At 67.6% G+C, this 22,187-nt stretch carries 14 protein-coding genes; 6 read left to right on the forward strand and 8 right to left on the reverse strand.

Translation table 11 applies throughout. The features are described 5' to 3' along the window. Window positions 1-34: 34 nt before the first annotated feature. From GTV32_RS07195 to GTV32_RS07210, 4 genes are all read right to left on the reverse strand, one after another. Window positions 35-3,004 (reverse strand): SMC family ATPase, encoded by a 2,970-nt coding sequence (locus GTV32_RS07195; protein ID WP_161059548.1) that lies wholly within the window; start codon window positions 3,002-3,004, stop codon window positions 35-37. Continuing rightward, window positions 3,001-4,200, reverse strand: coding sequence for an exonuclease SbcCD subunit D (locus tag GTV32_RS07200; RefSeq protein WP_161059549.1), 1,200 nt, complete (start codon window positions 4,198-4,200; stop codon window positions 3,001-3,003). Before GTV32_RS07200 ends, GTV32_RS07195 begins: the two co-directional genes overlap by 4 nt. Before the next feature lie 114 nt (window positions 4,201-4,314). Beyond that, window positions 4,315-5,838, reverse strand: a complete 1,524-nt coding sequence (locus GTV32_RS07205) for an MFS transporter (protein ID WP_161059550.1) — start codon at window positions 5,836-5,838, stop codon at window positions 4,315-4,317. After that, window positions 5,835-6,479, reverse strand: coding sequence for a PadR family transcriptional regulator (locus GTV32_RS07210; RefSeq protein ID WP_161059551.1), 645 nt, complete (start codon window positions 6,477-6,479; stop codon window positions 5,835-5,837). Before GTV32_RS07210 ends, GTV32_RS07205 begins: the two co-directional genes overlap by 4 nt. A 98-nt stretch (window positions 6,480-6,577) precedes the next feature. On the opposite strand from GTV32_RS07210, the gene GTV32_RS07215 reads away from it, so the two are divergent. The 4 genes from GTV32_RS07215 to GTV32_RS07230 all read left to right on the forward strand — a co-directional run bounded on the left by GTV32_RS07215 (window position 6,578) and on the right by GTV32_RS07230 (window position 16,208). Next, complete coding sequence (locus GTV32_RS07215; protein WP_161059552.1) at window positions 6,578-7,621, forward strand: glutathione S-transferase C-terminal domain-containing protein; 1,044 nt, start codon at window positions 6,578-6,580, stop codon at window positions 7,619-7,621. After that, entirely contained in the window at window positions 7,614-8,387 is a 774-nt protein-coding gene (locus GTV32_RS07220) for a hypothetical protein (RefSeq protein WP_161059553.1), read from the forward strand. The genes GTV32_RS07215 and GTV32_RS07220 overlap by 8 nt, the downstream gene beginning before the upstream one ends. A gap of 83 nt (window positions 8,388-8,470) precedes the next feature. Then, window positions 8,471-12,235, forward strand: a complete 3,765-nt coding sequence (locus GTV32_RS07225; RefSeq protein WP_343287436.1) for an ABC transporter ATP-binding protein — start codon at window positions 8,471-8,473, stop codon at window positions 12,233-12,235. A 136-nt stretch (window positions 12,236-12,371) separates the two neighbouring features. Beyond that, window positions 12,372-16,208, forward strand: a complete 3,837-nt coding sequence (locus GTV32_RS07230) for a multifunctional oxoglutarate decarboxylase/oxoglutarate dehydrogenase thiamine pyrophosphate-binding subunit/dihydrolipoyllysine-residue succinyltransferase subunit (protein WP_161059555.1) — start codon at window positions 12,372-12,374, stop codon at window positions 16,206-16,208. A gap of 159 nt (window positions 16,209-16,367) precedes the next feature. Here the strand turns inward: GTV32_RS07230 and GTV32_RS07235 are convergent, their stop codons facing one another. Both GTV32_RS07235 and GTV32_RS07240 read right to left on the reverse strand, forming a co-directional pair. Continuing rightward, window positions 16,368-17,261: a DUF559 domain-containing protein gene (locus GTV32_RS07235; protein WP_161059556.1), complete on the reverse strand. Its 894-nt coding sequence runs from the start codon at window positions 17,259-17,261 to the stop codon at window positions 16,368-16,370. Between the two features lie 162 nt (window positions 17,262-17,423). Beyond that, on the reverse strand, window positions 17,424-17,996 hold the full coding sequence (locus GTV32_RS07240) for a TetR/AcrR family transcriptional regulator (RefSeq protein ID WP_161062390.1): 573 nt from the start codon (window positions 17,994-17,996) through the stop codon (window positions 17,424-17,426). Window positions 17,997-18,156: 160 nt separating this feature from the next. On the opposite strand from GTV32_RS07240, the gene GTV32_RS07245 reads away from it, so the two are divergent. Both GTV32_RS07245 and GTV32_RS07250 read left to right on the forward strand, forming a co-directional pair. Further along, window positions 18,157-19,692, forward strand: coding sequence for an NAD(P)/FAD-dependent oxidoreductase (locus GTV32_RS07245; protein WP_161059557.1), 1,536 nt, complete (start codon window positions 18,157-18,159; stop codon window positions 19,690-19,692). A gap of 31 nt (window positions 19,693-19,723) precedes the next feature. After that, a complete protein-coding gene (locus GTV32_RS07250; protein ID WP_161059558.1) occupies window positions 19,724-20,554 on the forward strand; it encodes an SDR family oxidoreductase in 831 nt (276 codons plus the stop codon). A gap of 30 nt (window positions 20,555-20,584) precedes the next feature. Here GTV32_RS07250 and GTV32_RS07255 read toward each other — a convergent pair whose 3' ends face one another. Both GTV32_RS07255 and GTV32_RS07260 read right to left on the reverse strand, forming a co-directional pair. Then, complete coding sequence (locus GTV32_RS07255) at window positions 20,585-21,556, reverse strand: glycine betaine ABC transporter substrate-binding protein (RefSeq protein WP_161059559.1); 972 nt, start codon at window positions 21,554-21,556, stop codon at window positions 20,585-20,587. Window positions 21,557-21,565: 9 nt separating this feature from the next. Next, the gene (locus tag GTV32_RS07260) at window positions 21,566-22,186 is read right to left on the reverse strand and encodes a MarC family protein (RefSeq protein ID WP_161059560.1); all 621 of its coding nucleotides are present in this window, start codon (window positions 22,184-22,186) and stop codon (window positions 21,566-21,568) included. Window position 22,187: the final 1 nt, after the last annotated feature.

A 22,187-nucleotide genomic window follows, 5' to 3' on the forward strand; every position in this document is an offset into this window, starting at 1 on the left:
CACCCGAACCCAATCGGGTCGGCACGACACACCGTCACGACACTCCGAGTGCCCCTGACATGCGGAGGCGCGAACCACCCTCGCCACGCACGACGTGCAGCTGGGCCGGGATACGTGCCCGCAGCTCGTCGACGTGGCTCACCACACCCACGACACGCCCACCCGAGCGGAGCTCGTCGAGCACCCCCATCACGAGGTCGAGCGCCTCCGGATCCAGTGCACCGAATCCCTCGTCGATGAAGATCGTGTCGAGGACGTGGCCGCCGGATTCCGCGGCGACCACGTCGGCGAGTCCGAGTGCGAGCGCTAGCGAGGCGAAGAAGGTCTCGCCGCCGGACAGGGTGGTGGTCGCCCTCACCACACCGGTGTACTCGTCGCGGACCTCGATACCGAGACCGCCGCGACGCCCGCGTGGTCCGACGGCGTCGGAATGAACGAATTCATAACGGCCCGAGGACATCTGGCGGAGCCGGACGGATGCAGCCACGAGCACCTCCGCCAGCCGCGCGGCCAGCACATAGGACCGCAGCGACATCCGCCGGGAGTTCTGTCCGCGTCCACTCACCAGCTCGGCGAGACCTTGGAGTTCGTCGTGACGCGCCCGCATCGGAGCGAGCACGTCGGCGGCCGCCCAGAACTGACTGACGTAGTCGTCGAGATCCCGCAGACGTCGAACCGCCACCGCCCGACGGCTCGCAACCTGGTCACGCACGTGCCGCGCGGCGGCCAGACTCGCGGACAGGTCGTCGGTGTCGACTGCCTCGGCCGCCATCGCCGCACGCACGTCAGCGTCCGCGAGAGTCGCCTCAGCGGTGGCGCGAATTCGCGACGCCTGCTGCGTCATCGCCTCCCACTCGGCCAGCCGCCCCTCTGACGCCAGGGCCCCGGCCGCCTCCGACGGGTCGGCGAAACCCGCCGCCGCACACTTCTCGGCCAGCCGGTCGACGGCCTCCCCGCGACGCCGCCGGATGCGGACGAGTTCGTTGCGCGCGTCGCGCAGGCGGGCCGCCCGACGACACAACTCCGCCAACTCGGCGCGTCGTTGCGCCACACCGGTACGCCCACCGGTCGCCTCCGCGACATCGGCATCCAGCTCGTCGAGCGTCTGGCGCAGCGCGGCGAGACGCTCACGTCGACCTGCCTGCGCGGTCTCGGCAGCGCTCAGTTCGGCACGGATCTTCTCGACCTCGGCCTCGATGGCTTTCAGCGCCGCCTCGAGCTGCGGGACGCGTTCTGCGGACCGAACCGCGTCCTCGAGGTCCGCGGCGATGCGCGCCCGGTCGGCGTCGACCTCGTCGGCGGCGGTGTTCGCGATGGTGGCGTCGAGGTGTGTGCGTCGTTCGACGAGCGCAGCGCGATCCGACTCCGCCGCCGACCGGCTTTCCGCGGCGAGCTGGGCGGCCTCGACGGCTTCGGCTTCCTGCGCCTCCCCCACCGTGGTCGCCTCATCGCTCACGGCGGGTCGCGGATGTTCGATCGATCCACACACCGCGCACGGCTTCCCGTGCCCGAGCGCAGATGCGAGTTCGGCCGCCATCCCGCTCAGCCTGCGCTCCCGGACATCGAGCACGTGTTCACGCGCATTCGCGTGCCGTTCCCGCGCCTCGAGAAGCCGCTGTTCGGCATGCTCGATCTGCGGCGCGAGCGCGGCGCGCTGGGCGATGGCGTGGGCGATGGCGGCGATGCGGTCGCGTTCGGCGTGCAGGCGCGGCAGTTGCGCCCGAGCCGCGACGGCACGCGCCAGTTCTGCCGCCGCCTTCTCGCGCCGCTGTGGTCCCTGCGCGAGACGGGAGGTCATCTCGCCGATGCGACGCTCAGCCGCCGCGGTCTCGTCGTCGATGCGGTCGATGTCGGCGACCAGCGCCGGTCGCCGTGCGACGCGACCGGCCAACGGCTCCCATCGCCCGGACTCCGCGGTCCAGCGCTCGATCGCCGCATCGAGTGCACCCTCGACACTGCTACGACACAGGGCGGCGCCCTCGTCGAGTGCAGCCAGTTCGGCTTCGAGACGGGCGCATTCCGCCTCGGCACTTGCCAATCCGGCCGCCGCACGATCGCGGTCCTCGAACACCGATGCGATCGGTGCGGCACGACGACCGGCCTCGAGTGCCGCCGCGGCCGCGGTCAATTCCACTTCCCCGTCGGCAAGCTGGGCCAGTCGTGCAGCGGCCTCGTCACCCCGACGTCGGCACTCCACCAGCCGGGCCCCGCGATCGTGAGCGGCCTGCGCACGATCGAGTTCGGCTTGCGCACCGGTCAACTCGTCCTCACCCTGGGCCGCATCCGTGCGGGCCGCGTCCAGACAGTTCTGTGCCCACTCCATGTCGGGCTCGGAGACCTCGGTGCCACCGAGGGCGACGATCTGACCGGCGATACGGTCGACCGCCGACGTCTTCTCCGCCAATGCGGCAGCGCTCTGCCTGGCACGATCGCGCAGCCACTCTTCGAGATCCCCGAAACGCTCGGTGTCGAAGAGCCTCTCCAGCAGCCCTTCCCGATCCTCGGACGTCGCCCGCAAGAATCGTGCGAACTCCCCCTGGGGCAGCAGGACGACCTGGAAGAACTGGTCGGCGCTCATCCCGAGGAGTCGGCTGACCGCCTCACCGATCTCCGGCAGACGGGTCAGATCCGGGCCCGAGTCATCGAGCCACACCAACGTGGCCCGTGCGTTGACCTTGGTGGTGCCGGTACCGCGCTTCTTGGGCCGGTGGTGGTCGGGCGACCGGGTGATGCGCAGCAGGCGCCCGCCGATCGTCGCCTCCATCTCCACTTCCGGCACCTGGTCGGACGACGAATGGTCCGAGTGCAGGCGGCGGTTGGTGTCCCGGGCACCCGGCACCCGACCGAAGAGCGCGAAGGCCACGCCGTCGAGCACCGTCGTCTTGCCGGCGCCGGTCTGCCCGTGCAGCAGGAACAGACCGTCACCCGCGAGGGAGTCGAAGTCGACCACGACCTCGTCCGCGAACGGGCCGAATGCCCGCATCCGCAAGCGGTGCAGTCTCATGCCGACTCCGCCACATCCGCCTCGATCTCGAAGAGAGCCCACTCTCCGCCGGCCCCTCCATCGGATTCGGGTTCGCCGACCACCGCCCGGACCGCGCGGTCGACGAGGTCGCGCTCCCGCGTCGTGGGGGCATCACGCACATCGGTGACGAAGGCGGCGACGATATCGGCATCGGTGCGGCCATGTACCCGGGACCGGTAGTCGAGTCCGGCACCGAGATGCGGGCGCTCCCAACGCACATGCACCGCATGCGGAAAACGTTTCCGCAGCTGACGCATCGCGTCGACCGGGCGGACGGGATCTGTCAGGACCGCCTCCACGTAATGGTCCTCCATCTGGCGCAGCGACCCGTCGGTCAGCAACTCGGCGAGAGTGCCTGCCAGCGAGCTCAATCCGCGGATCCGCGGGAGCTCGCGGGCACGTACCTCCGCGACACCATGCGCGTCGAGTTCGATGATCCACACCGACTTGCGGTCGGACCGCTCACCGAACGAGTACGGCAGCAACGAGCCGCTGTAGCGGATCGTCTCGCCGAGTCGCTGAGGCGAGTGCAGATGCCCCAGAGCGACATAGTCCACTCCGGAGAAGTTCTCTGCACCAACGGTTTCCACTCCACCGACACTGATGGATCGTTCGGACCCGGACGCCAGCGCGCCCACCACGAAGGCATGTGCGGCCACCACCGATCGGGCGGATCTGGAGGCCAGATCCGCCCGCACCCGGTCCATCGCCGCACTCAGGACCTCCGCATGACTGCGGGCGTCGTCGACACCGAGGTGGCGTCGCGCCGTCTCCGGCTCGAGATACGGGATGCCATAGATCGCCACCTCCCCGAACTCGTCTCTCAGGGTGACCGGTTCGTCGATCGCCTCGATCGCGGTCCGCAGGTGCAGCCCACCCGCCGCGGCGAATGCCGACCCGGCCCCGAGCCTGGTCGGCGAATCGTGATTGCCGGAGGTGATGACGATCTGCGCACCCGCTGCGGCGATCTCGGCGAGCCCACGGTCGTAGACGCGGACCGCGTCCGCGGACGGTACCGAACGGTCGTACACGTCACCGGCGACCACCACGACATCGGCCGACTCCTCGGCGACGATCGCAGCAAGGTGTGACAGCGCAGCCATCTGGTCGTCGAGCAGCTCGACGCCGTGGAAGGTCCGACCCAGGTGCCAGTCGGAGGTGTGGATGATGCGCATGCGCATCACCCTACGAGCGCCTCCCGACAGACTGTGGGAGGCCATGCCGCCACCGATGGCACCCGACCCCGCCACGGTGGACGGGGTCGGTGCAGTCGGTCGTCGCGGAGGCGATCAGCTGATGGCGACCTGCCCGGTCGCGGCGTCCTCACCCGTTTGGTCCGCCGCCGGCGAAGGAGCACCCTGCGGGCTCTGATGCCTCGGCTTCACGAAGAACAGCGCGGCGACCACCCCCAACAGGAGCACTGCGGCAGGCAGATACAGCGACTGACCCATCGCGGTGGCGAAACCGCCACGCACCATCTCCGGCAGTTGGCCGCCTGCGCTGTGGTGCTCGGTGTCCACGCCGGGCAGTTGCGCCGCGAGCCGGGTCTGCATCAGCGCGCCCACCGCCGCACTGCCGAGCACCGACCCGATCATCCGGGTGGTGTTGTAGACACCGGCACCGGCGCCGGCCTGATGCCATGGCAGGTTGCGGGTCGCGGTGGCGGCCAACGGCGCCCAGATGCCCGCCGACGCGATACCCATCAGACACATCGGGATGATCAACTGCCACACCGGTGTCGCCGGCCGGGCGATCATGCCGAGCCAGCCGACGGCCACTGCGTTGAGCAGCAGCGATGTCGCGATGATCGCGCGGGGATGGACTCGGTCGAGGACTCTGCCCACGAACGGCGCCAGGACACCGGTGAGCAGTGCCATCGGGACCATCATGACCGCCGAGCGAGTGGGCGTCATACCACCGACGAGCTGCAGGAAGAACATCGTCGGGATCATCAGTCCGGATATCGCGAATCCCATCGAAGCGATACCGATGTTGGCCAAGGAGAAGTTGCGATCACGGAACAACGAGAGCGGCACCAGAGGCTCACCCCTGATCCGCGACTGCCAGTAGACGAAGAGTGCCATCACCGCGATGCCACCGACGATGAGCGTCCAGATCCACGCGTTCCAGTTGTACTTCTCACCGTCCTGGATGCCGAACACCAACGCGGACAAACCGACTGCCGACAAGACGACGCCGATCCAGTCGAACTGGTGGTCATGTGTCTCGACGTCGGGAACGAGCATGTACGCCAGGATCAGACCGATGATCCCGACCGGGATGTTGACGAAGAAGATCCACTCCCAGCCGAGGCTGTCGGTGAGGATGCCGCCGAGCAACGGGCCGACCAGCGTGGCCACGCCCGCCACCGTGCCCCAGACACCCATTGCGGCGCCACGCTTCTCGGGCGGGAAGATCCGCGTGATCAGTGCCATCGTCTGCGGCGTGATCAAGGCGGCACCGACGCCTTGGAGTGCGCGTGCGGCGATCAGTTCGCCGATCGAGCCGGACAGTCCGCACCAGACGCTCGCGACGGTGAAGACGAGCAGACCGATCTGGTACACGCGTTTGGGACCGAACTTGTCACCGAGACGTCCGGTGATGAGCAGCGGCACGGCGTAGGTCAGCAGGTAGGCGCTCGTCACCCAGACGATGCCGTTGACATCGGTGTCCAGCGCGGTCTGGATCTGCGGCTGGGCAACCGCCACGATGGTCATGTCGACCAGGATCATGAAGAATCCGACGCACAGCGCCAGCATCGCGGCCCAGGGTCGCGTGGTCACCTGCGCCGCGGGGGTCGGTGTGGAGGTCATTGGCCGTTCACTTTCTGATGGAGGGCACCTGCGATCACCGAGCTGCCCTGGTAGGGGGAGCCCGGGTCGTCGAGCCATTCGATGGTGGAATTGCGGAGTCGGTCGACGAGGTCATCGACCCAGTCGATCTGGGCGCGCAAGGTTGCGATGCGACAACCGATGTCGAGGAAGAACATCTCGGGTGTCCCCCGCTCCCGGACGGCGGCGGCACCGCTGTCCAACTCGGCGAGTTCGGCACGCATCGCCTCGAGCCTGGTGCTCAGGAGTTCGACGACCCGCGCGCGGGGTAGCCCATGTGCCTCGGCCAGTGCGAGGTAGAGCTCGGGGTACTCGACGGGTTGCCGGGCGACGATCTCCTCGAGGCTCTCGAACAAGGTGCGGCGGCCGAGCTCGGTGATCGAATAGACCGTTCGTTCGGGACGATTGCCCGCACGCTGGACATCGTGGACCGCGATGAGTCCCTGGGAGGCCAACCGGTCGACCGTGTGATACATCGTGCCCGGCCGGAACTTCGCCAGACGATCCTCTCGTCGTTCGACAGTCGTCTGGAACATCTCGTAGGGATGCATCGGCCGTTCCGCGACGAGGCCGAGCACCAGCACCGCCACTGGCGGCAGGGGTCCGCACGCCTTGGCTCCCACGACACCTCCCACATCATCGACCGCAAATATTCCAGCTGGAATATACCGCGCAGGGCATTGCGTGCCAAGCGTCGGCGGTCATCACTACTGTGGTCAGCATGAGCACTGACAGTGGCGAGCAGGAGCAGGGCGTCTACGTGACCACCGGCCAGGAGTTCGTGCGCGACACCAAGTACATCGAGACGCGCATCACGCGGGACGGCCGAGACGGCTATCCCGTCGAATCGGGGCGATATCGACTCGTCGCCGCCCGTGCATGTCCCTGGGCGAACCGGACCCTGATCGTTCGACGACTCCTGGGACTCGAGGACGCGATCTCGCTGGGACTGTGCGGCCCCACGCATGACGCCGACTCCTGGACCTTCGATCTCGATCCGGGCGGCGTCGACCCGGTGCTCGGCATACCGCGCCTGAAGGATGCCTACGAGAAGCGATTCCCCGGCTATCCGAAGGGGATCACCGTTCCTGCCGTCGTGGACACCCACACCGGCGAGGTGGTCACCAACGACTTCCCGCAGATCACCATCGATTTCGAGCTCGAGTGGACCGAGCACCACCGTGCGGGTGCGCCCGAGCTGTACCCCGAGCGGCTGCGCGACGAGATCGACGAGGTCAACCGCGGCGTTTACACAGAGGTCAACAACGGCGTGTACCGGTGCGGCTTCGCGGGCAACCAGGATGCCTACGACAAGGCCTACGCGCGCTTGTTCACCAAGCTCGACGAACTCTCCGACCGCCTCCGCAGCCGTCGATACCTGGTGGGCGACACCATCACCGAGGCCGACGTGCGCCTGTTCACCACGCTCGCCCGATTCGATCCCGTCTACCACGGCCACTTCAAGTGCAACCGCAGCAAACTGTCGGAGATGCCGGTGCTGTGGGCGTACGCACGCGATCTGTTCCAGACCCCGGGGTTCGGCGACACGACCGACTTCGCTCAGATCAAGAGGCATTATTACGTGGTCCATCGCGACATCAACCCGACCGGCGTCATCCCCGACGGGCCCGACCTCAGCTCCTGGCTGACGCCGCATCACCGCGACGAGCTCGGCGGCCGTCCGTTCGGCGACGGCACTCCGCCCGGCCCGCCCGAGCCCGCGGAGGTTGTCTCCCCGGAGGGTCGGGTGCCCGCAGATGGCTGACATCACCGGACGCACCACCGGACTCACCGGGCCCGGCGCGGGACAGCGCCCGCCGGGCAAAGCCGTCGAGGTCACGGGCGGCCTGCTCGATCGTGCGCAGCGACTCCAGGGCCCGGCGGTGGCGAAGTACGTGCGAAACCTGCGCGCAGCGCACCCCGAGGAATCACCGGCACAGATCATCGCGCGACTCGAGAAGCGCTATCTGACCGCCGTCACCGGATCCGGTGGGGCCGTGGGTGCCACCGCGGCGGTGCCGGGTGTCGGCACGATGACGGCGCTCGGCGCGATGACGGGTGAGACCGCGTTCTTCCTCGAGGCCTCTGCGCTGCTGGCCCTCTCGATCGCCGAAGTGCACGGTATCCCGGTACACGATTCGGAACGCCGCAAGACCCTGGTACTCGCGGTCGCACTCGGCGAGGAAGGAGTGGTCGCGCTCGGCCGACTGGTGGGCACCCAGGGCGGGGCGCTACGCCGACTCGGGGGTGCGGCCATCCCCGGCGGGGGCCTCGGCAAGCTCAACAAGACCCTCGTCAACAAGGTCACCAAGAAGTACGCCATCAAACGCGCGCCCCTGGTCTTCGGCAAACTGATGCCGGCCGGCATCGGCGCGATGATCGGCGGCGTCGGCAACCGAGCCCTGGGCAAGCGTGTCATCGCCAACTCCCGGGAGGCGTTCGGCCCACCACCGACCACCTGGATCATCGACGGGCAGATCGTCGGCGACACGGGCCTCCCGGGCGCCGGCCGGCGCGATCTGGATCGGTGACCCCCTCGCTCGCGACCGAACCGCGATCGACCCGGCCGCGACCGGGGTCCTCGCCACCCGACTCGTCGACACCCCGGCCATGGATCCGTCGACTGGCCGCCGAGTGCTGGCGGTTCCGGACCCTGGTGGTCATCACCCTGGCGGTGACCGTGGTCGCCGTCGCCGTGGATCTGGTGGCACCGCTGCTCGCCAAGGCCGCGATCGACCACGCCACCGGCGCCGTGCACGACGGTCTCTCCATCCAGACCATCGTCGCGGCACTGCTCGGCCTCGCCGTCATCCGCTACGCCTGTCAGTTCGGGCGTCGGCTCACCGCCGGCCGATTGTCGATATCCGTCCAGAACGCGCTGCGTCTGCGACTGCTCGACACCCTGCTCCATCTGGACGGTGCTGCGCAGAACCAGATTCGGACCGGTCAGATCGTCTCGCGGTCGATCTCCGACCTGCAGATCCTGCAGGGCCTGCTCGCGATGGTGCCGTTGTCGGCTGGTGCAGCGGTGCAGGTGGTCCTCGCCATCGGCATCATGGCATACCTGTCGCCGCTGCTGACCTGCGTCGCGCTGCTGATCTTCCCGCTGGTCGGGTTCGTCGTCTTCCGGACGCGCCGCAAGCTCTTCGCGGCGACGTGGTCGGCGCAACAGGCCGCCGCCGACGTCGCGCAACACGTCGAGGAGACGGTGACCGGTGTCCGCGTGGTGAAGGGCTTCGGACAGGAGGACCGAGCGGTCGACGAGCTCGTCGGCCTCGGCGCGCGGCTCTATTCGCTGCGTCTACGGGCCGGCAAGATCAACGCGCGCTTCACCCCCACGATGGCCGCCATCCCGCAGCTCGGCATGGTCGCGGTGATCGCTGTGGGCGGTTACCTCACCATGCACGGGCACATCACCGCGGGCACGTTCCTGGCGTTCGCCACCTACGTCGCCTCGATGACCGCGCTCGCCCGCCTGCTGACCAACGTGGTCGTCAGCGCGCAGTTGGCGAGGGCGGCCGTCGACCGCGTGTACGACGTGATCGAGCATCCGCACGATCCGGCGGAATCGAACACCGAGACCCTGCCCGATGTCCCGCTCGGACTCAGGCTGCGCGGGGTCGGGTTCTCCTACGGCGACCGGCCCGTCCTGTCGGGTGTCGATCTCACGGTCGAGCCGGGTGAATGCGTCGCGGTGGTGGGCAGGCCGGGATCGGGCAAGTCGACGCTCGCCGATCTCGCCGGGCGCTATCACCGGCCCGACTCCGGCGTCGTCGAACTGCTGTCGGCCGACGGCGCGCACCCCGTCGACAACCTCGCGCCAGATGCTCTGCACCGCGCGGTGTCGGTGGTCTTCGACGAACCGTTCCTGTACTCCGACACCATCGCCGCCAACATCGCACTCGGGCCGGGCGGGCCGGCGACGACCGACGGTGCGCCCAGTGCACGCCTCCTCACGGCGGCCGAGCGCGCCGACGCGTCCGAGTTCGTCGAGGGCCTGCCCGACGGCTTCGACACGGTGGTCGGTGAGCGCGGACTCACCCTGTCCGGTGGGCAACGTCAGCGAGTGGCGTTGGCCCGCGCGCTCTACGCCGATCCCCGCATCCTCGTTCTCGACGACGCCACCTCGGCGGTGGACGCGACCACCGAGTCCCAGATCCTGCATGGGCTGCGCGCCGAACGCCGCACGATGCTGTTGCTCGCACACCGCCGGTCCACCCTGGCCCTCGCCGATCGCGTCGCCGTCCTCGACGAGGGCCGGATCGTGGACGTCGGTACCGTCGCCGAACTCGACGACCGGTGTGAACTGTTCCGCTCCCTGATGTCGTCCGCCGACCCGGAACAGGCGGGCCGACGCGCCGTTCATCGACCGCCGCCCGCCCTGGAACTCGACCAACTCTGGCCCGACGATGCTCCGGTGGCCGATGATCCGACGGTCCACCGGCCACCCGCCCCGGCGACCGGCCCCGGAGGTGCGGGTCCCCGGGGCGGCGGCGGGATCGGTGGCGCCCTCGGTTCGATGCCTGCCACTCCGGAGGTGCTCGCGGCGGTGGACGCGCTGCCGCCCGCCGACGAGCGCCCCCAGGTCGACGTCGCCGCGGCGCGTTCCGAGAGCCGATCGTTCTCACTGCGCGGACTGTTGCGCCCGGTGCGATGGTTGATGGGGGCGGCCATCCTCGCGATCGCGGTGGACACCCTCGTCGGACTGGCGTTCCCGTCCCTCGCGCGAGCAGTGATCGACGCCGCCACCCACGCCGACGAATCCACGCTCTGGCGCGCCACCGCCATCGGGGTGGTGCTGGTGGCCGTGGGCTGGGTCGGGTCGTCGGTGGAGATCGTGTTCGCCACCCGGGCGGGCGAGCGCGTCCTGTTCGGCCTCCGCGTGCGCAGTTACGCCCACCTGCAGCGACTCGGACTGGACTATTACGAGCGCGAATTGTCCGGACGCATCATGACCCGGATGACCACCGATGTGGACGCGTTGTCGACCTTTCTCCAAACGGGCTTGTCGACAGCCGTGGTCGCGGCCTTCACGCTCGTCGGCGTGTCCGTCGCACTGGTGATCACCGATCCCCTGCTCGGCGCGCTGATGCTCCCGGTGTTCCCTGTCCTGATCGTCGCAACGGTGATCTTCCGACGCATCTCGTCGGTCGCGTATACCCGGTCCCGCGAGCTCGTCAGTCTCGTGAATGCCGACTTTCAGGAGAACATCGCCGGCATCAAGACCACCCAGACCTATCGCCACACCTCGGCCGCGACCGCCCGCTTCACCCGTCGCACCTTCGACTGGGTGCACGCCCGCATGGTGTCGCAGAGGGCGATCGCCACCTACTTCCCGTTCATCACGTTGATGTCGGACATCGCGTCGGCCGTCGCGATCGCGGTCGGCGCCCACCAGATCAGCACCGGCTCGTTGTCGGCGGGCACCCTGGTGGCCTTCGTCCTCTACCTGTCCATGTTGTTCGGCCCCGTCCAGCAGCTCTCCCAGGTGTTCGACGGATACCAGCAGGCGGTGGTCGGGCTGCGCCGTATCTCCGATCTCCTCGCGACCCCGAGTTCGCTGACCCGGCGCGACGACGTCGTCGCCACCCCCGCCAACGGCTTCGACGGTCACGCCGGCCTCGACGACGTGAGTTTCCGCTACCGCGGCGCCGAGCGCGACGCACTCTCGGAGATCGACCTGACGATCCCGCCCGGGACGTCCCTCGCGCTGGTCGGCAAGACCGGCGCGGGGAAATCGACCATCGTCAAGCTCCTCGCCCGCTACTACGACCCGACGTCGGGCGCGGTCCGGATGGACGGCACCGATATCCGTGACTTCGCGCTCGCCGACTATCGAGCACACCTCGGCGTGGTCCCCCAGGAGCCACACCTGTTCGCCGGAACGGTCGCGGAGAACATCGCCTACGGCCGGCCGGACGCCGATCGGCAGGCGATCGCCGCGGCCGCCCATGCCGTCGGTGCCGCCGGGATGATCGCCGGATTACCGGGCCGGATGAACCACCCGATCGGGGAACGCGGGCAGGGCCTGTCGTCAGGCCAGCGGCAACTGATCGCGCTCGCCCGCGCCGAACTCGTCGAACCCGATCTGCTGCTCCTCGACGAGGCGACCGCGACGCTGGACCAGGCGACCGAGGCGCTGGTGCTGGCGGCCGGCGAGGCACTCACCCGCCGCCGCACCTCGGTGATCGTCGCCCACCGCCTCGCCACGGCGGCCCGCGCCGACACGATCGCGGTGGTCGATCAGGGCCGAATCGTCGAGCGGGGAACTCATACGGAGCTGCTGGCGTTGGGACAGAGGTACCGCGCGTTCTGGGAAGCTGGTGTCGCACCCGACGCAGACGGTATAGCCACCGCTGGTGACCAGCAGCTCAGGTGAGTCGGACAGTGAGGTCCACCGCACGTCGTGCATGACGCACGCGTACCATCGGCAGGTGGTTTGCCGATAGTCTTCACAAGGGACTTCTCGGTGACAAGCGACCCGACACCAGAGGGAATTGAGGCGAGATACCGCTGTGAGCAGTTCGATTTCAGATTTCGGACAAAATACGTGGCTGGTCGAGGAAATGTACCAGCAGTACAAGAAGGACCCCACGTCAGTTGATCCGAGCTGGCACGAGTTCCTCGCCACTTACGACCCGAGCGTGAACGGCGTGTCCGAGGCGGGCACGACCGCCGGCAACAACGGCGCGGCCTCGGGTGCCGGCACCACCGAGAGCGCCCCGGCCGCCGCGACGTCCGCCACAGCGCAGACGCCCGCGCCCACCACCAAGGCCTCGAGCTCGCAGAACAAGCAGGTGACACTCGACCAGCAGCCCACCGCCAGCACCCCGGCACGCAAGTCCGGACCCGCGCGGGAATCGACTGCCACCAAGGCGGCATCGGGCCAGAGCACCGCGAGCCGCGACGGCTCGTCCCGGTCGCACAACAAGGCGAAGAGCCCGGTGGACGCGGCCGGCTCGACCCCCTCGGAGGACGAGAACAAGGTACTGCGCGGCCCGGCTGCGGCGATCGCCAAGAACATGTCCGCGTCGCTCAAGGTGCCGACCGCGACAAGCGTGCGCGCCATCCCGGCGAAGCTGATGATCGACAACCGCATCGTCATCAACAACCATCTCGCCCGCACCCGCGGCGGCAAGATCAGCTTCACCCACATCCTCGGGTACGCGATCGTCCAGGCGATCAAGGCATTCCCGAACATGAACCGCCATTTCGCCGAGGTCGACGGCAAACCCAACGTCGTCACCCCGGCCCACACCAACCTCGGTCTGGCCATCGATCTGGTCGGCAAGGACGGTAACCGCACACTCGTGGTCGCGGCCATCAAGGGTTGCGAGACCATGGGTTTCGCCGAGTTCTACTCCGCTTATCAGGACATCGTGCGCCGCGCGCGCGACGGCAAGCTGACCGGTGACGATTTCGCCGGCGTGTCCATCTCGCTCACCAACCCGGGAACGATCGGCACCGTCCACTCCGTGCCACGCCTGATGAAGGGCCAGGGCGCGATCATCGGTGCCGGTGCGATGGAGTACCCCGCCGAGTTCCAGGGTGCGAGCGACGAGCAGATCGCCGAACTCGGTGTCGGCAAGCTGATGACGCTGACGTCGACGTACGACCACCGCATCATCCAGGGTGCTGAGTCAGGCGACTTCCTGCGGACCATCCACGAACTGCTCCTCGACGACGCGTTCTACGACGAGATCTTCACCGCGTTCCACATCCCCTACGAGCCGGTCCGCTGGCGTCGTGACATCCCGGCCGGACTCGTCGACAAGAGCACCCGGGTGCTGGAACTCATTGCCGCGTACCGCAGTCGCGGTCATCTGATGGCCGACATCGATCCGCTGATGCTCGACAGTGACGCGCGGGCGAGCCATCCAGACCTCAACGTGCTGACCTACGGCCTGACCCTCTGGGATCTCGACCGCGCTTTCAGCGTCGGCGGATTCCACGGCCAGGACAAGATGAAGCTTCGCGACGTGCTGTCGATTCTGCGCGACGCATACTGCCGTCACATCGGTGTGGAGTACACCCACATCCTGGAACCCGAGCAGCAGCGGTGGGTACAGGAACGCGTCGAGGTCAAGCACGTCAAGCCGCCGGTCGCCGAGCAGAAGTACATTCTGTCCAAGCTCAATGCGGCGGAGGCTTTCGAGACCTTCCTGCAGACGAAGTACGTCGGACAGAAGCGCTTCTCGCTGGAAGGCGCCGAAGCGGTCATCCCGATGATGGATGCGGTGATCGACCAAGGCGCCGAGCACAGCCTCGAAGAAGTCGTCATCGGCATGCCCCACCGCGGCCGCCTCAACGTTCTCGCCAACATCGTGGGCAAGCCCTACTCGAAGATCTTCACCGAGTTCGAGGGCAACCTGAACCCCTCGCAGGCACACGGTTCCGGCGATGTGAAGTACCACCTCGGCGCCGAGGGCAAGTACTACCAGATGTTCGGCGACAACGAGATCAACGTGTCGCTGACCGCCAATCCCAGTCACCTCGAGGCCGTCGACCCGGTTCTCGAAGGCCTGGTCCGTGCCAAGCAGGACCTCCTCGGTGACGAGGACTCGTTCCCGATCCTGCCGCTGATGCTGCACGGCGACGCGGCCTTCGCCGGTCAGGGTGTGGTCGCCGAGACGTTGAACATGGCGATGCTCCCGGGGTACCGCACCGGCGGCACCATCCACATCGTGGTGAACAACCAGGTCGGTTTCACCACCGCGCCCGAGCATTCCCGTTCGACCGAGTACTGCACCGACGTCGCAAAGATGATCGGCGCGCCGATCTTCCACGTCAACGGCGACGACCCCGAGGCGTGTGTGTGGGTCGCGAAGCTGGCCGTCGACTACCGGCAGGCCTTCGGCAAGGACGTGGTGATCGACCTCGTCTGCTTCCGTCGCCGCGGCCACAACGAGGGCGACGACCCGTCGATGACCCAGCCGGCGATGTACGAGGTGATCGACACCAAGCGCGGCGTCCGCAAGAGCTACACCGAAGCCCTGATCGGTCGTGGTGACATCTCGACCAAGGAGGCCGAGGACGCGCTGCGTGACTACCAGGGTCAGCTCGAGCGCGTGTTCAACGAGGTCAAGGAACTCGAGAAGTACAGCGCCGAGCCGAGTCCGTCCATCCAGGCCGATCAGACCTTGCCGACCAAGCTGGTGACGGCCGTCGACAAGGAGGTCCTCACCAGCATCGGTGATGCATTCGTGAACGTCCCCGAGGGGTTCACACCGCATCCGCGGGTGAAGCCGGTGCTCGAACGTCGCCAGGAGATGTCGCGCCACGGCGGTGTCGACTGGGCGTTCGCCGAGCTCCTGGCGTTCGGTTCGCTGGTCCTCGAGGGCCGCACCGTCCGGCTCTCCGGGCAGGATTCGCGCCGCGGTACCTTCACCCAGCGCCACTCGGTGCTCATCGATCGCGACAGCGGCACCGAGTACACCCCGCTCAACCACCTCAAGCCGGTGAACGGTGACGATGCCGACGGCAACGGCGGCCGCTTCATGGCCTACGACTCGCCACTGTCCGAGTTCGCCGTGGTCGGTTTCGAGTACGGCTACTCGGTCGGCAATCCGGACGCCCTGGTGATGTGGGAGGCCCAGTTCGGTGACTTCGTCAACGGCGCCCAGTCGATCATCGACGAGTTCATCTCGTCCGGTGAGGCGAAGTGGGGCCAGCTGTCCGACGTCGTCCTGCTGCTCCCCCACGGACATGAGGGACAGGGGCCCGACCACACCTCCGGTCGTATCGAACGCTTCCTGCAGTTGTGCGCCGAGGGCTCGATGACCGTCGCAGTTCCGTCGACGCCGGCGAGCTACTTCCACCTGCTGCGTCGCCACGTGCTCGACGGCATCAGCCGCCCTCTGGTCGTGTTCACGCCGAAGTCGATGCTGCGCAACAAGCAGGCGGTCAGCCCGATCGAGGACTTCACCGATGACAAGTTCCGGTCGGTCATCGACGACCCGAGGTTCATCTCGGGCGACGGCGATCGCAACAAGGTCAAGCGCGTGCTGCTGGTGAGCGGCAAGCTCTACTACGAGCTCGCCGCCCGCCGCGACAAGGAGAAGCGCGACGACATCGCGGTGGTCCGGATCGAGCAGCTCTATCCGGTGCCGCACCGTCGTCTCCGCAACACCCTCGAGCAGTACGGCAACGCCGACGACTTCGTCTGGGTGCAGGAAGAGCCGGCCAACCAGGGGCCGTGGCCGTTCCTGGGCCTGTGGCTGCCCGAGATGCTGCCCGACCTTCTCAAGGGGCTGCGCCGCGCCTCACGTCGCCCGATGTCGGCGCCGTCGTCGGGCTCGAGCAAGGTGCATGCCGTCGAGCAGCAGGAGATCCTCGACGAGGCGTTCGGCTGATCTGACGTCTCGAGAGTGGCGGGTGCCCTGGGCACCCGCCACACTTGTCTCGACGCCCCCGGCCGCGCTCCACCCGACCCCCGCCCGCCGGCCACCCGGCCGGCCGGGCCCTACCCGCCGACAGCAACGTGTTTCGCGCCGACAGCAACACCACGAACCTCAGAAGTAGCCTCCACGCGACCGCAACGCACGCTCGATCTCCATCACCACTCCCCACGGATCGGTCCGGAGCCGGGCCGCGTCGATGCGGATGATGATCCAGCCGAGTTCGCGCAGTCGCGCGTCGCGAGTCTCGTCCCGCGCCCGCTGCGCCGGTGATGTGTGGAAATCCGCACCATCGAACTCGATCGCGATCTTGGGTCGAACGTATCCGAGGTCGATGCGGGCGAAGATCCGTCCGTCGTCGTCGGCGACCTCGATCTGCAGTTCTGGGGCGGGTAGTTCCGATCGATGCATCAGCAGACGCACCCAACTCTCGGGCGGAGACTCCGCATCGCCGTCCACCAGCGGAAGGATCTGTCGCAACTGGCGAATTCCGCGGTGCCCGTCGAACCGTTCGGCATAGTGGCGCACCGCGTCTGGCTCGAAGCCGGTGGCACGCGCGAGGTCGTCGAGGTGGCCGAGCGCTCGCCATGGCGGCCCCACGCGGCCCAGGTCGAAGGCCGTCCGGACCACCGACGTCACCGCGACTTCATCGATCGCGACGACGTCGTCGGGCAGGAGGCCGGCTCGTCTCAGCACCTTGCGTCCACGCCCGGGCCGATTTCCCGCCTCCGGGCCACGGACGAGCTCGATGGTGAAATCACCGTCATACCAGAGACCACCGTGCAAGATCTTCGCCGCGATCCCTCCGACGACCACGTCGCCTGGGGCGCAGCGACGCGTCAGAGCAATTCGCTCTCGCGGCGTGAGGATCGCCGTGCGCTCCACGTACTCGTTGCCGTGTAACCGGGCGAACGCGGCGTCGAACATCTCGGCCGTCATGTCGGAGCGTGCGAGTGACTGCTTCCGCCGTACGACGCGTCTGTCGGATTCCGGAGTCGGTGTGGTCATGATGATTGGACGTACCGGGCCGCCGATCGGATTCGCCCCATCTCGCCGCCCGGGCCGGTCGTTGCCGTCGGCGGAATTTCGGTTGCTGTCAGCGCAAAACACGTTGCTGTCGGCGAGATCCCGGTTGCCGTCGGCGGGATTTCGGTTGCTGTCGGCGCGGCGTCAGGCCGGCGGGACGACGGCAGCGAGGGCCGGGAGCGCGGCACTGATCAGCGCCAGCAACTGATCGCGGTCGATCACCGGGTCGGTGAGCCATCTGATCGTGGTGTCCTCGACGAAGGAGATCCAGCCCTGGACGGTCATCTCGACGACAGGAGTCACCGCGATACCCAGCGCGGGCGCGTGATCGAGGACGCGGGCGGCCATGACGGCCCGGGTCTGGTCGAACACCTCCCGCATCGCCGGATCGGCGCTCGACGACCCGCGCATGAAGGCCATGTATGCCTCGCGGTTGTCGGTCACGTAATCGATGAACGCCGACATCGAGGCCGAGAGCATCACGAGCGGATCGCCGAGCGTGGGATCGGGCTCGGTGCACTCGAGCATCTCGGTCGCCTGCGCCCGGGCGATGCTGACGTGGAAATCCTGCTTCGACTCGAAGTAGTGGAACAGCAGCGCACGCGAGACACTCGCAGCCTCCGCGATCGCGTCGATCGACACCTGTTCGAGCGGTCGGTCGCGCACCATCTCGAGTCCGAGCTGGACGAGTTGGTCGCGGCGCGCTTCCGGACTCATCCGCGTGCGCTTGGCCGCCTGCGCAGAACCTGAGGTCACCGCCACAGTCTATGTGTCCTCTCGGTCGCGATCGGTACTGGTCGACTCCACCGTAGGCCTCTATTGATCAATATTCAATAAGCTATTGACGACTGTTCAGTAGAACCCTTATCGTGGGACCATGACAATGATCGATGTACAGATCGCCATCATCGGGGCAGGCTTCTCCGGCCTGGGCGCAGCCATCAAGCTCAAGCAGAACGGCTTCGACGATTTCGTGGTCCTGGACCGCGGTTCGGATTTCGGCGGCACCTGGCGCGACAACACGTATCCGGGCGCGGCCTGCGACGTGCCGTCGCATCTCTACTCGTATTCCTTCGCCCACAATCCGGAGTGGTCACGTTCGTACTCCCATCAGCCGGAGATCCATCGCTACATCACCGATGTCGCGGACAAGCATGCCGTCTACTCCCACACCCGGTTCCACACCGAGGTCGAGCACGCCGAGTGGCACGAGGACGAGCGTCGCTGGATCCTCGACGTGGTGCGCGACGGCCGGCGCGAACAGGTTCGTGCGCAGATCATGATCGGCGCGATCGGCCCACTCTGTGAACCCAACCTCCCCGACATCGACGGCTTCGAGGGCTACCAGGGCAAGATCGTGCACTCGGCCCGTTGGGACAACGATTACGACTTCACCGGCAAGCGCGTCGCGGTGATCGGCACAGGCGCATCCGCCATCCAGCTGGTGCCCGAGCTCGCGAAGGTGGCCGGGCGGGTCGACGTCTACCAGCGGACCGCGCCCTGGATCGTCCCGCGCACCGAACGTCCCTACTCGGCCACCGAGAAGTGGGCCTTCGCCAAGGTTCCCGGCTACCAATCGGCGGTGCGTGGCGCGATCTACGCGATGAACGAGGTGACCGCGTTCGGCCTGACCTACTCGCCCAAGTCGCTCAAGCCCGTCGAGCTGGTGTGCCGCGCGAACATCGCCCGCGCCATCCGCGACCCGGAACTCCGCGCGAAGGCGACCCCGACATTCCAGGTGGGTTGCAAGCGCATCCTGCGGTCCAACGAGTGGTATCCCGCGATCGCGCGTCCGAACGTCGATCTCATCACCGACGGCATCGCCTCCATCACAGACAACGGGATCGCCGCAAAGGACGGCACCGTTCGGGAGGCCGATGTGATCGTGGTGGCGACCGGCTTCCACGTGACCGACTCCCCCGTCTTCGACAAGATCGTCGGCGCTGCCGGACGCAGCCTCGCCAATGTGTGGGACGAGATCGGCATGCAGGGCTACAAGGGTTCGTTCGTCAACGGCTTCCCGAACATGATGCTGATGGTCGGACCGTCCACCGGGCTGGGCCACACGTCGATGGTGTACATGATCGAATCCCAACTGAACTACCTTGTCGACTATCTGAAGACGGTTCGCGCGCAGGGCATCACACGCACGGACGTCACGCTGGAGGCCCAGCAGCGATACAACGCGCAGGTCCAGCACGATCTGCGCAACAGCGTGTGGGTCAACGGCGGCTGCGCGTCCTGGTACAAAGACCACCACGGCAACATCACCACTCTGTGGCCGGGATTCACGTTCAACTTCCGTCGTATCACCAGGCAGTTCGACATCGCGGCCTACGATGTGGAGCGTCGCGGCGCGCGGGACGCCGGCGCCGAACCCGCTGTCCCGCAGTCCGCACCGGCCACCGCCTGATCGCCGCATCACACCGAACCGAGGAGTACACATGAAGGACTTTCGCGACAAAGTCGTCGTCATCACCGGCGCGGGGTCGGGTATGGGCCGTGATCTCGCGGTCAAACTCGCACGCAAGGGCGCCAAACTCGCCATCTCGGACATGAACCCGGATGGGTTGGCGACGACCGAGAAACTCGTCGCCGAGACCGGCGCCGCGGTCCACGCCCAGCTGCTCAACGTCGCCGAGCGTGAAGCTGTGCTCGACTACGCGGAAACCGTTGTGGCCCACTACGGCAAGGTCAACGTGATCTTCAACAACGCCGGGATCGCCCACCACGGGGAGATCGAACGTACCGAGTTCAAGGACATCGAGCGCGTCATGGATGTCGACTACTGGGGCGTGGTCAACGGCACCAAGGCGTTCCTGCCGCACATCATCGCGTCCGGCGACGGACACATCGTCAACACGTCGTCGCTGTTCGGGTTGCTCTCCGAACCCGGCCAGGCCGCGTACAACTCGGCGAAGTTCGCCGTGCGCGGCTTCACCGAGTCCCTCAACCAGGAGATGATCCTGGCCAAGCACCCGGTCAAGGTCACGTGTGTGCATCCCGGTGGCATCAAGACCGCGATCGCCCGCAACGCCACCACTTCCGGTGATCACGATCAGAAGAAGTCCGCAGAATTCTTCGACCGCTATCTCGCCCGGATGACCTCCGAGGATGCGGCCGACGTGATCATCAACGGCGTGCAGAAGAATCGGGCCCGGGTGCTGGTCGGGGCGGACGCCAAGCTGCTCGACCTCTGGGTGCGCCTGGTCGCATCCGGCTACCAGGGCATCACTGCACGCGTGACCGGTTGGGCACTCGGCAAGGCGAAGTGACCGCCGCCGCCGGCGGGTGGCCGTGCCGACCTACAGACCGTGTTCGGCCAGCCACCCGTTGGCGAGAACGGCGGCGGGTTCGCCCGCGGCGGCCTTTCTCGCCAGGGTCGCCAGATCCGCGGTGGTCATCTCGCCGGCCACCTTGTTGACCGTTTTCACCTGATCGCGTGACAGCGCCGCCGTCCGGTACACCGGCACCAACTGCTCGGCGCGCGGCCCCGTCGCGAGCTCCTCGTCGCCGTTCGGGGCGGCCTCGTGAGTCGATCGCGAGGGTGAGGTCTCGGCGGTGCCCGACGCACCGTCGTCCTTTGCCGATTTGGGTGCGGTGAGCGCCCGGATGTCCCCGGAGACGCCCTCGGCATCGTCGCCCGCGACGTCGAGCGGGGTGAGGAGACCGACGGCCCCACCACCGGCGACCCGCCGGACGACCGCGGAAGTGGATGGCACCGATTCCACCGGGCCGAATCGGCAGCCTGCCGCGCTGAGCGCATCGACCGTCGGTCCGTCCGGGGCCCCCACCACCACCAGCGGCAGGCCTGGCGACAGTCGCGCGCAGTCCGCCAGCGCGGTGACGCCGCCCCGGTCGGCGACCGAGGCAGCGACGAAGACCTGCGGGGTGGCCGAGACAGTTGTCGCATCGCCGACGGAGACACCTTGCGGCAGTGACCGATTCAGCTCGGTGTACACGGCATCGGCAGTGGGCGGGGCCGATTGCGGTGCGAGTTCTGCCAGCAGCCGCCCGCTGAATGCCGGAAAGAGGTCGACTGTGGTGGCATCCATGTCGTCGAGCAGGGAACGATAGGTCCCTCGCGGCACGGTCATCGAGACAGCGCTGCCGGCGTGCCGCAACGCACCCGCATAGATCTGCGCCATCACCTGCATCGACGGAGATGCGGGCGCCCCCATCACCAGCTGTCCCGCCGATGGCGCAGACTCCGAGCACCCGGCCACTGCGGCGAGGGCGAGGACCGTCAGGATCGCTGTCGCGGCACGCTTGATCACGCCACCACGTTAGCCGGAGGCCGCGATGAAACCGGCAATGGAGTCGGCGATCAACTGGACGGCGATGGCAGCGAGCAGGAGGCCTGCGATCTTGGCCAGCAGCGTGATCCCGCCGACCCCCAACACCCGGATGAGGACGGTGGCGTAGCGGAGCACGATCATCACGATGAGATGGACGCTCACGATGGCCGCCGCGATCGCGAGGTACCCACCGGTGTCACCCGCGACATTGCCGACCTCGACGATGACGGCCGCAATGGCCCCCGGCCCCGCCAGCAGCGGGGTACCCAGCGGGACCAGCGCGACGTTGACGTCGTCGCTCGCCTGCGGTTTTCCTGCGTTGCCGAGTCCGGTCAACAGCTGCAACGCGACCAGCAACAGCAGCAGACCACCGGCCCCCTGCAGGGCCGGGATACCGATGTGCACGTAGTTCAGGATGGCCTTGCCACCGATCGCGAACACACTGATCACGAACAGACTCACGAGCGGTGCCTGCCACGCCGCGCGCTTGCGGTACTCGGGCGATCGGTGGCCGACGAGGCTCAGGAAGAGCGGGATCTGCCCCGGCGGGTCCATGATCACCACCAGTGTGATCAGGGTGGTCGTGTAGACCGTTGCGTCAAAGGGCACG

Source organism: Gordonia sp. SID5947 (assembly GCF_009862785.1).
Classification (GTDB): domain Bacteria; phylum Actinomycetota; class Actinomycetes; order Mycobacteriales; family Mycobacteriaceae; genus Gordonia.